Below are 13,151 nucleotides of genomic sequence, written 5' to 3'. Positions count from 1 at the left end.
TTAGAGTTTTTATTATGCAGCTAATTGGCTGGTATGAGTTCGGTATTTTACCGGGCTCATGCCGGCCAGTTTTTGTTTAATTCGATCATTATTGTAATAACTGATGTACTTCTCAATTTTCTTCTGTAACGCTTCATAGGAAATCAATACTTCCCCATAATACATTTCCTGTTTGAGTATGCCAAAAAAGTTCTCCATGGCCGCATTGTCTGCACATGTTGCTTTACGAGACATGCTTTGGAAAATCTTGTTTCTCTTTAATGTTTTCACCCATTTGTTATGTTGATAATGCCACCCCTGATCCGAATGAATTGTTGTTCGATAATTCGCCTGCTCATGAATAATCGGAAGTGTTTGGTCAAGTGCCTCCATTACGAAATCGAGTGTAGGGCGTTTCGACATACTGAAACCGAGTATTTCACCGTTGAATAAATCCATGATGGGACTTAGATACAATTTTTCATCATCTGTACACTTAAATTCGGTTATGTCTGTTACTAATTTTTGAAGGGCATTTGGTGTGATAAAACGTCTGTTTAATCGATTCTTTGCGACCTTACCCACAGTTCCTTTATAAGATTTATAACGAGATTTACGCCCGAATTTCTCACATTTCAAATTCATTTCATTCATGATTCGCTGTACTTTTTTATGGTTGATTATGTGTCCTTCTGCCTTTAATTCTGCGTGAATTCGGCGATAGCCATATCGACCCTCATGTTTCTCAAACGTCTCTAAAATCAATGTTTTCCATGCTTTATCCGGATCTTCCTGATTCATTTGTTTGATATGATAATGATACGTTGCTTCTGGAATGTCCACTCGTTTTAAAATATCTATCAATCGGAATCCTTCTTCTTTGAGTCCAAAGGTAATCGCTGCTTGTGCTTTTCGAGAAAGGCATCCGGATTCTCTCGAAAAGCCTTCAACTTTTTTAAATACGCAACCTCCAAACGAAGCAGTTCATTTTCGCGCTCTAACTGTTCCTCACGTGACAGTTCTTTTTCTTGCTTCTTTTGTGTAGTTTTTGATTTTTTAGACATAGATGGGCGCCCCTTTGCTTTTTCTTGCAGGCCCTCTATCCCTTCTTTTAAAAATTTACTGTACCAATTTGCGATTAAACTTGGATTATTCATATTAAATTGAATCGCCGTATCTAGATAAGAAGCACCTGTTTGTTTCATAAAGTTTAATATATCTAATTTAAATTGAACAGAATAAAACTGCTTCTTTTTCTTAATCGATAGGCTACCTTGACCAAATTCTTTAAAAGCACGCACCCAACGTCTTACTTGAGATTCTTCAGCGACGCCATGTTTCCTAGCTGTTACTCGATAACTTAATGAACTACTCAGGTAGTCTTTAACCACCATTAATTTGAATTCTTCGCTATATTTAACCATAGAAAAACACCCCAAAAGTTAGTTTTTTAACTCTAACTTTTGGGGTGCAGCACCTAACCGGGGTACTTTTTATTTCCATTATCAAAGTGTTGACGATGTGCTGCAGGAATTATTCGAGGAAATCATGATGGATTTACATATTTCTTATGATGAGCCATTTAAAGAAGGACTGGAATTAACCGTCAACGGTCTCAACTTAAACCCAAATTCAGTAAAGATTTTCGACCACGTAAAAAAATACGAGGACTTTTACAAAATTGTATTATCTGAAGATGTATCGATGAAATATTATTACATGCTTTTTGATGAAATCTGCAAGCTGATGAATGAGACCGATTATTTAAAGCATGAACATCAGTTAAATAAATATCTGCATGCCTATAATGCAAATGCCATCATCGGATTACTCATTCAATGGTATTTGAACAACTTTGAAGACTCTGTAGATATGATGAACAACCGCCTCGTGGAAATTGTGAAGTTTCGGCAGTCGCTAAAGTGAAAATTTCTAATCGCTAGAAAATGGAGTAGTGGACTATTTCATTTTCTAGTATTTTTATGCTTTATTGACGTCTCTAAATTAGTTCAATCACATTCTTAACAAGTAATTAAATAATTTAACCATTTTGCTTCAAAAATTAACGGAATATTAATAATTTTATGATAATATAAAGAGGAGTTGGTTGGCGTTTGCTGATTGAACTTAAATTGCATAAATAGGAGGAGAAAAATGGTTAAAAATCGAAATGTAACTCTACTGTTTTCTTGGGTACTTATTGTTTTCATTTTAATTCAGCCTCTTCAATCTACTGTTACAAATGCAGCAGCTGGGGATGGGTCGTGGTCGACACCTTACTCCGTATCTCAGGCAATCAGCAATCAAAACAACTCCACAAAAACAGTTCAAGGTTATGTGGTGGGACAACCTACATCAACAACGACCGTCCTTACTGGCAGTTTTCCAAATGACTATGCATTGGCTATAGCGGACAATGCGAACGAAACGAATACCGCTAACATGATCTATGTACAGATTCCAACTTCTTTCCGCTCTTCTTATGGATTAAAATCAAATCCTTCATTAATGGGGGAAAGCGTGAAAATCACGGGCGCCTTGTCAGCATACTTTTCTCATCCTGGATTTAAAAATAGTACAGCTTTTGAAGTAGTGGGGGGAAGTCCTGCCGATCCTGAGCCGACTCCGACACCAAATCCTTCAACGGGTGCCTATTATGATGCAGCTATAGGGAAAACTGGTGCAGCTTTAAAATCGGCTTTGCATAATATTATAGATGACCATACCGAAATTTCGTATTCCAGTGTATGGACAGCTCTTCGCGAAACAGATGAAGATCCGAACAATTCGAATAACGTCATCCTACTTTATACAGGCCGCTCCCAAAGCAAATTTACAAACGGCGGGAACGTCAATGACTGGAACCGTGAACATGTTTGGGCAAAATCGCACGGTGACTTTGGCACATCGATGGGTGCAGGAACAGACTTGCATCATTTGCGTCCAACCGATGTCAGTGTCAACGGTACGCGAAGCAATCTTGACTTTGACAATGGCGGAAACGAGCATTCAGAAGCATCCGGCAACTACTATGATTCTGATTCATGGGAGCCAAGAGACAGTGTAAAAGGTGATGTTGCTCGTATGCTGTTTTATATGGCGGTTCGCTATGAAGGAGACAGCGGGGAACTTGATTTGGAATTAAATAATAAAGTAAATAACGGCACGGCGCCTTATCACGGGAAACTTTCAGTACTGCTTCAATGGCATAAACAAGACCCGGTCGACAATTTCGAACGGAACAGAAATGAAATTATTTATACCGATTACCAGCACAACCGCAATCCATTTATCGATCATCCTGAGTGGGCATCCGCTATTTGGGAATAAAATATGAAAAAATACTCTCCTTTAAGCAAAGGGGAGTATTTTTGTGCTTCCTGTTATATAATTTATGGAAGGGAGTGTTATAAATGGGCGAAATAGACATAAGCAAAGAGGCGATCGAAAAGGATTTGGCACTGATTAAAACATGTTTAAGACTCATAAATCAAGCAGTAGTTTTAAGGAAACGCAGCGGCGAAACATTTACCCCTTCGGAAAATGAAGAGTTACATAGATTAATATCCAAAATTGATAAAGATTTAAACGAACTTAAAATGAACATAAATTATGATACAAGCTATAAAAGGGACAGGTAACTATATTCTATAATAGGCGTTTTTAAAACTGTCGCATATGATAATACGATGATTCTGTGAAGGGAATGAAATAAATGTATTATCAATCTTATGGGTATCCATATCAAGCACCATATTATATGAATTCTTCGCCGTATAATTATGTTGGAACCCCGACTTACTGGACATACCCATATGGGGCTATTTCTATAAATCAATTAAATCCCTCTCCTGTTTCCGGTGGTAATAATGGAATGATGTTAAAGGATTATGGAGCGACCCCATTTGTCATCAATATTAACGAGGCATCGAAGCAAAACAATACGTATCGTACGGCTTTATGGACTGGGAAACATTTGCAGCTCACATTAATGAGTCTGGAGCCGGGAGAAGATATTGGACTGGAGATTCATCCGAATGTCGATCAATTTTTACGTATAGAGCAAGGGCAAGGGGTAACTCAAATGGGCAAAAATAAAGATCAATTAGACTTTAGAAGAAATGTCCAGGATGACTTTGCCATTTTTATCCCTGCCGGAACATGGCATAACTTAACGAATACCGGCAATGTCCCATTAAAACTATATTCTATCTACGCTCCACCGAACCATCCATTCGGAACGGTTCACCCTACGAAAGCTGCAGCAATGGCTATGAAAGAAGGCGGAGGTCACAGCAATGAATTCCCTGTTATTTCTGGGAAGACGCCGGATGAATGGATACGGCATACCGAATTTTTAGTGAAAGAAGGATTAGAAGATTTTCAAAGAGGGATAAACACTACTCATATTCTTCAGGAATTTATTCTGATGGGCGTTCTAGTAGGAAAAGGATACTCCCCGGAAGAAGCATATGAGACAGTGGAAGAGTGGGAACGATCCGGGAAGTCTAAACTTCTACAGCAAAGCAAAAATATGTAGTGAAGCGTTAAGGAACCTGAACGATCTCTTTTGCCTTAACTAACATAACCAACTATAATGAAACGATAGATGGTTATTAAAGGAGATTTTTAATGAATACACGAATGAATCCACGATATAAAATTACACGTCATGATCAGGAAGGGAATCCTACGCTCAGCTTACAGGAATGCCAAAACTTCTTTGCGACAAAATCGGATTTCGTATACCGAGATTTCTATAGTGTCACACAAGACGGTGTCAATATGAAAATTAACGGCCACTTCTTCATGTGGCAATATGAAGGCCAGGAAATACCGTTCCGTTTTTACGAAAGCGAGCTATATGTTGCGGCGGCACATCGGGCAGTTATGGATAAAACGAAGGAAGTAGCGCGCGGCTTGGAAGCGAATTATATTGAAGGATAATTATTAGGGGATGGGAGATTATTTCTCTCATCTCCTATTTTTTTGGGGCGATTACACTGGATGAGTGAAAGAAGGATTTACTCTCATTAAAGAGAATTAGTTTCTAATAGGAATTTTAATACCGATTAGGAGGATGAGTGGGAATGGATCAACATCAGTTTAGTAGCGAAAACATGTTCATAACGGATTATTTGAAAGCACAAGTGGAACAAACACCTGAAGCAATTGCGGTGGCATTTAATAACGATGAAATCTCATATGAGGCTTTTTACAAAAAGGTTGAGCTTGTTGCAACATTCGTACAAAGTAAAGGCATGAAAAAAGGAGATATCGTTGCCTCTATGCTGCTAAACTCCGATTTGTTTATGGCGGTGTATTATGGTGTTCAGCTTGCAGGATGTACATTACTTCCGATCAATACGAAGTTGGCACCAGATGAACTGACATATATTTTCAATCATTCAGAAGCAAAAGGATTAATTTATGATGAGCGTCTTGAAGGATCGTTGCAGCAGGTGGAATATGAATTTGAATGGACACAAACACGGGCTGAACTTCAAGCAGAGGCTAGTGACAGGGAGCTTCAACCAGTTGAAAACAAAGCGAACGACACGGCATTGGTACTTTATACGTCTGGTACAACAGGGCGTCCCAAAGGTGTCATGTTAACCCACCGTAATGTCATCAGTGCTGTGCAGCAATGGTCGGAACGTATCGCCTATCAAAAGTCAGACCGTGTCTACATTTCGATTCCATTATTCCATTGTGCAGGCTTACATGTAATCGCCGTATCAACGATTTATTGTGGCGCGACATTAGTAATCGATGAAATGTTCATACCGGATCGTACTATTCCTACTATCCTTGAGAAAAAGATTACCGTGTTTTCAGGTGTTCCGACAATGTATGCATTATTACTAAGTAAATTTGATTTTGCGAATCAGGCATTTCCTAATGTAAGGAAAATGGTGTACGGTTCAGCACCAATGCCGCATGAAATTATTAAAAATCTTAAAGAAGCCTTTCCCAAAGTGGAGTTCCATAATTTATACGGTCAAACTGAAAGTAGCCCTGGTGCAACGGAATTGCCAGATGAAGCAGTGCTCACTAAAGCAGGATCAGTCGGTAAAGCCCTACCGAATACACAGCTGAAAATTGTGGATGCAAACGGTGTAGACCTGCCTGTTGGGGAAATCGGCGAGATTTGCATTAAAGGTGAGCAAATTATGAAGGGTTATTTAAAAAATGATGAGGAAACGATGCAAGTAATTAAAAATGGCTGGCTTTATTCAGGTGATTTAGGCCGGCTCGATGAAGATGGTTACTTATATATTGTAGATCGTAAGAAAGATCTAATTATCCGGGGCGGGGAAAACATTTATCCGATTGAGGTCGAGAATGTTTTGTATCAAATCCCGCAAGTAATCGATGCGGCTGTTATTGGCATACCAGATCCGATTTATGGTGAAATTCCTAAAGCCATTGTTGTCCTAGCAGAAGAAGGCACTATTACAGAGCAGGAAATTATTGACCATGCACGGAGTAAATTAGCGAAATATAAGGTTCCGCACATAGTGGAAATTGTAAAAGAAATGCCTCGTAATCCATCGGGGAAAATTTTGAAACATGTGCTAAGAGCAAAAGAAAAGGAGCACATTATTTAAGACGTTAATATAATTTCGATATGGGGAAACAGAAATGAGAAACTAGGCAATCATTGAGTTTCTCATTTTTTTATGAAGACCATTATAATAAAGTAAGTTTAAGGACGTATCTTTATAAGAAAGAAAGAAGGTTTTACAAATGAATTTATTAATTTTAGGCGGAACAGGTCGAGTTGGAAGTCATTTAGTTATGAATGCGCTTCAGGATGGCCATCATGTGACAGCTCTCGTTCGGACACCAGACAAAATTGAAAATCATCATGAAAATTTAACAGTTATTCAAGGGAATGTGCTGAAGAAAGAAGATGTTGAGCGGGCGATGCATGGGGTGGATGGAGTGTTAAGTGGACTGAATACAGATGGGGGAACGACTTTAACCGAAAGTATGCCGCTAGTTATTGATGCAATGAAAAAGGAAGGCATCAAACGAATCATTACAATCGGTACTGCCGGCATCCTGCAAAGTCGGGTCAGCCCGGAACTGCTGCGTTACCAGTCAAGTGAATCAAAAAGAAAGTTAACCCGAGCTGCAGAAGAACACCATAAAGTGTATGAATTGCTGCAACAGTCCGGCCTTGATTGGACAATTGTCTGCCCTACCTATTTACCAGATGGAGAAAAGCTCGGGAAATACCGTACAGAACGCAATTTTCTACCGGAAGACGGCAGCCAAATTTCAGTTCCGGATACAGCGGTTTTTGCCTACAGCTTACTGCAAAGCAGCGATTATATAAAAGCGCGTGTGGGGATCGCTTATTAATTGCTCCCTAATTTTGCCGAAATCATTTTGAAAATCCCGATGCCTGTAAGCTTCAGTGTGATTTTTTCATTATGTGATAGATGCTTCTCAACGAAAACGGACAGGTTATCGATTTTGATTTCCTTATAATTATGCACATCTTTCGGCTTACCTAAGTGGGTCATCAATTCCTGGACAGGTGGGGCGCAGCAGGCGTTCACCGAAATGGTTTTTACGGAAACCGGCTTGCCTTTTGACTGCATCCATTTTTTCGTATTTGTATCGAGTTCGATTTGCATGAAAGGTTCCTCGCTTTCGTAGAGCGTGTGGTTGGAAGAAGTTCTAATATCACCGCTCAATGTTCTAATAAGCTAAAAAATGTTCTAATAAAAGTATGATTTTCTAATATATATGTACGATCTTCTAATAAGTGTACCCAATGTTCAAATATGTCCTGTGGAAGTTCTAATAAGGCACGGAAATGTTCTAATATTACGGAAAAACTTCTAATATCCTTCTTGCTTCTACCATATCATAAATCACAAATGATAAAAGAAACAAAAAAACCGAACGATTCTGATTCTCCACGAAAGGAGCCTACAAAATCGTTCGTTTTGCGTCTTTCCCAATAATCAAGACGACAAAATATTTTCTGCTAAAACCCGTTGAACCGCATAAATATTTGTAGCTTTGTTAAACTTCTTCTGAATAGGGATGCTATTGCCGGAAATCCAGATTTTTAATTCTGCATCCAAATCGAACGTTCCCGCCGTTTCGATTGAAAAGTTTGTAATGCTTTTGTAGGGAATAGACAAATACTCAGTTTTCTTACCAGTCATCCCCTGCTTATCAACGAGAATCAAGCGTTTGTTTGTAAAGATAAACGTATCTCTTATGACTTTATAAGCATGTTTGACCACTTCATTACTCGTGATGATTTCTTCCATTTCCTTTTGAACGTCTTCTGCCTTCAACTCACTGGCATTCCCCATCAAACCGTCAAAAATACCCAATATGTTTCACCTCAACCATTTAGTTTTCTAATCTCTGCTATTTTTTACATTGTTTCTAAAGATATACTTGCAACCGAATAAAATCATTCTAAAACAGTAAAACTTTTTGACTGGTGAAAGAAGAGCCGCTACTTTTCTATTAAAAAATATAATAATTTTCCGTCGAAATGCGTAAAAATATTAGAATTGGGTATTAAAGCTTTATAACAAAGTTAAGGAGGGATTCTAAATGAATCATGTTAAGGCCTTGGTTATTAAATTTGTGATGATTGCGGCGGTTTTAGGTATTATTCTTGCAGGGATTTTTAATTTCGCATTTAGCGACACGTTAGTAATCAGTTTAGTGTTAACACTTTTAGCTTATGTTGTAGGGGACTTAGGAATTTTCCAAAATACGGGTGCTCGTGCAGAGCAGGATAAAAGAAATATTATCGCCACATTGTCGGATGTCCTGTTAGCAGCTATTGTTATTTACTTTATGGGACTAAGCTTTGCTGAAAATAGTGAAAGTATTGTAGCAGCTGCCGTTGTTTCAGCAGTAGTCATCGGTTTAGGGGAATGGTTCTTCCATAAATACATTGATAAACAAGTATTTGAAGCGGCAGATGCCCCAAGAAATACGCAAAGAGACTATTAATATAGTTTTTAATATATGAAAAGAAGAAATTAGGCGCTTTCTTTTAATAGGAGCGCCTTTTTTGCGTTGGAAAGATTGTTTTTATCGCAGTTGCATTATATGGTAAAGCTTATAACATACGAGACAGTTTAAGAGAAAGAAGAGGTTAAAAACATGACATTGCAACAATTAAAATATGTAATCGAAGTAGCAAGGAGTCAATCGATCAATAAAGCGGCACAAAGGCTGTTTATTAGTCAACCAAGCCTGTCCAATGCATTAAAAGAACTGGAGGAAGAACTGGGAATCAAGATTTTTCTGCGTTCGAACAAGGGGATTATCATTACTTCTGAAGGCTCGGAGTTTTTAGGATATGCCCGGCAAGTTGTTGAGCAGGCGGAACTTTTAGAAAGTCGCTATACAAATACAACGTCTCCGCAAAAGTTTTTTGGTGTATCTGCCCAGCATTATGCATTTGCGGTAAGTGCATTTGTCCGCTTATTAAAAGACTATGATATTGAAAAATACGAGTTCAGTTTACGAGAAACCAAAACCTATGAAATTATTGAGGATGTCAAAAACTTACGGAGCGAAATCGGCATTTTATATGTCAATGAATTCAATAAAAAAGTAATCAGCAAGTTTTTAGGAGAAGGCAATTTACAGTTTCATGAGCTATTTACAGCAAAGCCGCACATATTTATTAGCTCGGCAAATCCGCTATCCAAAAAGGAGTATGTCACTTTATCGGACCTGGATCCTTACCCGTACCTTTCCTATGAGCAGGGGGATTATAATTCGTTCTATTTCTCGGAGGAGATTTTAAGCACGCTTTCCAGACCGAAAAATATAAAGGTTACCGATCGTGCCACATTATTTAACTTACTGATCGGGTTAAATGGCTATACGATTTCCACAGGGGTGATCAGTCATAAATTAAACAGTAAGGACATTATAGCTGTTCCTTTAAAGGTGGACGAACAAATTCATGTTGGGTATATAACTCATAAAAATGTTACAAATAGTACAATGGCGAATACGTATATACAGTATTTAAAAGAATCTGTTGAACAAGAAATCGTTCAGTTATAGTTTAAGACTATAACAAAGAATAGGATTTAGGTGTTACGTTATAACAATTTCCCCATGCTACACTAGCTTTACGTTAAGAAAACCAAAGGGAAAGTGGGAGATTGTATATGACGAAAACATTAATAAAGGCACCATTTAGAGCGGATCATGTTGGGAGTTTATTAAGACCGGAGCGAATCCACAAAGCAAGAAAGGATTTCCACGGAGGCAATATTTCGGAACAGGAATTACATGCCATCGAAACAGAGGAAATTAAGAAAATTGTTGATAAGCAAATTGAAGTAGGCCTTCAAGCAGTAACGGACGGAGAATTTCGCCGCAGATTTTGGCATACAGATTTCCTTGAACATTTAAATGGAGTCGAGGGGTATGTTCCGGATTCAGGCTTCTCATTCAAAGGCGAAGAAACCGAAAGATATGATGTGCGGGTAATCGGTAAAATTTCGTTTAACCCGGATCATCCACATATTAAAGATTTTATCGAATTTAAAGAAATAGTTGGAGACCGAGCTGTTGCCAAACAAACGATTCCAAGCCCAAACCAGCTATTTAATGCGGGTATTCGCAATTTGGATATTTATCCGGATATTGAAGAATACTCAAAGGATATTATCAGCACATACCGTGATGCCATTAAAGCCTTTTATGATGCAGGTTGCCGTTATTTACAGCTCGATGATGTGTACATTGCCGGACTGAATGCTCCGGAAATTCCATTCAATGATAGCGGGTATTCCCGTGAAGAGTTAATCGATTTAGCTCTTCGTGTTGCAAATGGAGTGTTAGAGGATAAGCCGGAAGATTTAATCATCACGACTCATCTTTGCCGTGGCAACTATCGCTCAAAATGGGCGTTCGAAGGAAGCTATGCTAAAATTGCGCCAACATTGTTTGCAAAAGAAAAAGTAAACGGATTTTTCCTGGAATATGATGATGATCGTTCGGGTGATTTCGGACCGTTGAATTACATTCCGAATGGTGGACCACAAGTAGTACTAGGCGTATTCACTTCCAAACATGGTGAATTAGAAGTGAAGGAAAATATTAAAGCTCGTATTGAAGAGGCAACAAAATATGTGCCATTGGAGCAATTATGTATTAGTCCACAATGTGGATTCGCTTCAACTCATCATGGAAATATCCTGACTGAGGATGAACAATGGGCGAAACTGAAGTATATTGTCGATATTTCAAAAGAGATTTGGGGATAATTGAATAGATTAAAGAAACAGTTGGCGCCGTGAGAAGGAGCCGGCTGTTTCTACAAAAAGAGAACACGAAAATCATTTCGTGTTCTCTATTGTTAATTATTTTCTTGTTTCAGTAGTTTCCCACATATCCTTCAGCCAAGCGTCAAATTGTGCGCCTTTTTCGCCTTCGTATGTGTTGTAAATATCGATACGCATTTTTTCAAGTTTTACTTTGAAATCTTCATACGTGTGATCTGCTGGTAAGCTTTTCTTAATACGTTTGAAAATTTTGCGAAGGTCTTTGAACAATTCGCCTTTAGGTGCTTCAGATGGTTCCACTTGCTGACCCATTTTCTTTAATTGTTTCGCTGCTGCATCGCGCACTTTCGTTACTAGATCGGCTTTCGCTACATATTGCAAAATTTTGATCGATTCATCGGCTTTAATTTTCGCTAATTCCTGTACCGCATCTAAACGTGCTTCCCAATCTGCTGTACGGTTTACAGCTTTCTTTAATTCACTGAAATTTTCAGGTAATTGTTGTGTTGATTCTTGATTTTGTTGACTCATTATTTTGTCTCCTTTGTCATTGCCTTACTAGCAATGATCCGCTCCATCTATTATAGCATGAAAGTGAGGCAATTACTCGTCGCAATAGATGTACAGATTCGATTGCCGTGAGGATATTCTAATAAAGCTCTACATTGTTCTAATATCCCAAAAAATCTTCTAATAAAAGTGAGATGTTCTAATATAAATCATATTTTTTCTAATAAGTGCTCCAACTATTCAAATAAACCTAACCGATGTTCTAATATCCCGCGCAACTCTTCTAATATATCCCCAAACATTTCTAATAAAATCCCGCACCGCTTTCCGAGCAACCTGAAAAACAACGCTATCACCAAAAAAGCGCACACCTATCCTAGATTTTCTAATAAATCCCGCCGATGTTCTAATATCCGACCCAACTCTTCTAATATGCGCCCCAAAAGTTCTAATAAAACCTGCATCACCTCCGAGCAACTTGAAAAACACCACACCCATTCCAAAAAGGACAACCCCAAGCACGAAATTCCAAATGATTTCAGTTACACTTTTACTAAGCAATTTATAAAGGAGGAAATCAGATGTTCCAAAACAAAACAGTCGTCATTACAGGTGCTGCGCAAGGAATCGGTCGTTCAGTCGCAACCCATTTCGCAAAGGCCGGTGCCAATGTGGTCATCGCGGATGTTGAGCACAACTTAGGTGTCCAGCTGGCAGGGGAGCTTCAAACAGAAGGGTATTCCGCCATTTTTATAGAGACAGATGTGCGCAGTGAAGAGAATGTTCGCCAAACAATGGAGATGGCAGCAAGCCGTTTTGGCGGGCTTCATATTTTGATCAACAATGCGGGAAAAGCGAAATGGATTTCACCGCTGGAATTATCGCTCGAAGACTGGGATGACATCATCCAGACGAATTTGCGCAGCGTCTTTTTATGTTCACGTGAAGCGGCAAAACTTATGAAAAGCGGAGGGGCGATCATCAATCTTGCTTCAACACGTGCAGTCATGTCCGAACCACATTCTGAAGGCTATGCGGCATCAAAAGGCGGTATCCTTGCACTGACACATGCGTTGGCAAGTTCTTTCAGTGAGCTGAATATTACGGTAAACAGCATTTCGCCAGGATGGATCGAAACAGGAGATTACGATGCCCTCAGACCTTCAGACCACGCCCAGCATTTTTCAAACCGTGTCGGCAAACCGGATGATATTGCCCGTGCCTGTCTGTATTTAGCTAACCCGGAAAATGATTTTATTACAGGGACGGATCTGACAATCGATGGCGGGATGACGAAGAAAATGATTTTTGAAGAATAATAGCATGAAAGTGTCAATTTTCCATTTAGGGAAATTGGCACTT

The 13,151-nt window shown here is 38.8% G+C and carries 16 protein-coding genes; 11 read left to right on the top strand and 5 right to left on the bottom strand.

The window, feature by feature from the left end; genetic code table 11:
- Positions 1–12 precede the first annotated feature (12 nt).
- Both MHH37_RS16505 and MHH37_RS16500 read right to left on the bottom strand, forming a co-directional pair.
- Entirely contained in the window at positions 13–876 is an 864-nt protein-coding gene (locus tag MHH37_RS16505; RefSeq protein WP_342576231.1) for an IS3 family transposase, read from the bottom strand.
- Positions 840–1,403 carry a helix-turn-helix domain-containing protein gene (locus tag MHH37_RS16500; protein ID WP_340797817.1) on the bottom strand — a complete coding sequence of 188 codons (564 nt, stop codon included), beginning with the start codon at positions 1,401–1,403 and terminating at the stop codon, positions 840–842. Before MHH37_RS16500 ends, MHH37_RS16505 begins: the two co-directional genes overlap by 37 nt.
- Positions 1,404–1,500: 97 nt before the next feature.
- Between MHH37_RS16500 and MHH37_RS16495 the strand changes: the two genes are divergently transcribed.
- The 7 genes from MHH37_RS16495 (at position 1,501) to MHH37_RS16465 (ending at position 7,350) form a co-directional block, all read left to right on the top strand.
- Entirely contained in the window at positions 1,501–1,905 is a 405-nt protein-coding gene (locus MHH37_RS16495; protein WP_342573835.1) for a TetR-like C-terminal domain-containing protein, read from the top strand.
- 228 nt (positions 1,906–2,133) lie between these two features.
- Positions 2,134–3,309 carry an endonuclease gene (locus MHH37_RS16490; RefSeq protein ID WP_342573834.1) on the top strand — a complete coding sequence of 392 codons (1,176 nt, stop codon included), beginning with the start codon at positions 2,134–2,136 and terminating at the stop codon, positions 3,307–3,309.
- A gap of 83 nt (positions 3,310–3,392) precedes the next feature.
- Positions 3,393–3,620: a phosphoglycerate mutase gene (locus MHH37_RS16485; RefSeq protein ID WP_342573833.1), complete on the top strand. Its 228-nt coding sequence runs from the start codon at positions 3,393–3,395 to the stop codon at positions 3,618–3,620.
- Positions 3,621–3,694: 74 nt separating this feature from the next.
- Positions 3,695–4,519 carry a cupin domain-containing protein gene (locus MHH37_RS16480; protein ID WP_342573832.1) on the top strand — a complete coding sequence of 275 codons (825 nt, stop codon included), beginning with the start codon at positions 3,695–3,697 and terminating at the stop codon, positions 4,517–4,519.
- A 92-nt stretch (positions 4,520–4,611) separates the two neighbouring features.
- Complete coding sequence (locus tag MHH37_RS16475; RefSeq protein ID WP_008405267.1) at positions 4,612–4,926, top strand: hypothetical protein; 315 nt, start codon at positions 4,612–4,614, stop codon at positions 4,924–4,926.
- Between the two features lie 143 nt (positions 4,927–5,069).
- Positions 5,070–6,590: a class I adenylate-forming enzyme family protein gene (locus MHH37_RS16470; RefSeq protein WP_342573831.1), complete on the top strand. Its 1,521-nt coding sequence runs from the start codon at positions 5,070–5,072 to the stop codon at positions 6,588–6,590.
- Between the two features lie 139 nt (positions 6,591–6,729).
- A complete protein-coding gene (locus MHH37_RS16465; protein WP_342573830.1) occupies positions 6,730–7,350 on the top strand; it encodes an SDR family oxidoreductase in 621 nt (206 codons plus the stop codon).
- Here the strand turns inward: MHH37_RS16465 and MHH37_RS16460 are convergent.
- A complete protein-coding gene (locus MHH37_RS16460; protein ID WP_342573829.1) occupies positions 7,347–7,628 on the bottom strand; it encodes a CC/Se motif family (seleno)protein in 282 nt (93 codons plus the stop codon). The two genes, MHH37_RS16465 and MHH37_RS16460, sit on opposite strands and share 4 nt — an antisense overlap.
- 333 nt (positions 7,629–7,961) lie before the next feature.
- Positions 7,962–8,342 (bottom strand): PH domain-containing protein, encoded by a 381-nt coding sequence (locus MHH37_RS16455; protein WP_008405260.1) that lies wholly within the window; start codon positions 8,340–8,342, stop codon positions 7,962–7,964.
- A gap of 229 nt (positions 8,343–8,571) precedes the next feature.
- Here MHH37_RS16455 and MHH37_RS16450 point away from each other — a divergent pair, with 229 nt between their 5' ends.
- The 3 genes from MHH37_RS16450 (at position 8,572) to MHH37_RS16440 (ending at position 11,261) form a co-directional block, all read left to right on the top strand.
- The gene (locus MHH37_RS16450) at positions 8,572–8,979 is read left to right on the top strand and encodes a DUF2512 family protein (RefSeq protein WP_340735551.1); all 408 of its coding nucleotides are present in this window, start codon (positions 8,572–8,574) and stop codon (positions 8,977–8,979) included.
- A gap of 153 nt (positions 8,980–9,132) precedes the next feature.
- Entirely contained in the window at positions 9,133–10,050 is a 918-nt protein-coding gene (locus MHH37_RS16445; RefSeq protein WP_342573828.1) for a LysR family transcriptional regulator, read from the top strand.
- Positions 10,051–10,157: 107 nt separating this feature from the next.
- Positions 10,158–11,261 carry a 5-methyltetrahydropteroyltriglutamate--homocysteine S-methyltransferase gene (locus tag MHH37_RS16440; protein WP_342573827.1) on the top strand — a complete coding sequence of 368 codons (1,104 nt, stop codon included), beginning with the start codon at positions 10,158–10,160 and terminating at the stop codon, positions 11,259–11,261.
- Positions 11,262–11,357: 96 nt separating this feature from the next.
- Here MHH37_RS16440 and MHH37_RS16435 read toward each other — a convergent pair whose 3' ends face one another.
- Positions 11,358–11,810 (bottom strand): HEAT repeat domain-containing protein, encoded by a 453-nt coding sequence (locus MHH37_RS16435; RefSeq protein ID WP_014822939.1) that lies wholly within the window; start codon positions 11,808–11,810, stop codon positions 11,358–11,360.
- A 560-nt stretch (positions 11,811–12,370) separates the two neighbouring features.
- On the opposite strand from MHH37_RS16435, the gene MHH37_RS16430 reads away from it, so the two are divergent.
- Positions 12,371–13,108, top strand: a complete 738-nt coding sequence (locus tag MHH37_RS16430) for an SDR family oxidoreductase (protein ID WP_342573826.1) — start codon at positions 12,371–12,373, stop codon at positions 13,106–13,108.
- The last annotated feature ends 43 nt before the right edge of the window (positions 13,109–13,151 follow it).

Origin of the sequence: Solibacillus sp. FSL K6-1781 (assembly GCF_038630735.1) — a bacterium.
Taxonomy (GTDB): Bacteria; Bacillota; Bacilli; order Bacillales_A; family Planococcaceae; genus Solibacillus; species Solibacillus silvestris.
This window is presented reverse-complemented; position numbering and strand designations above follow the sequence as displayed.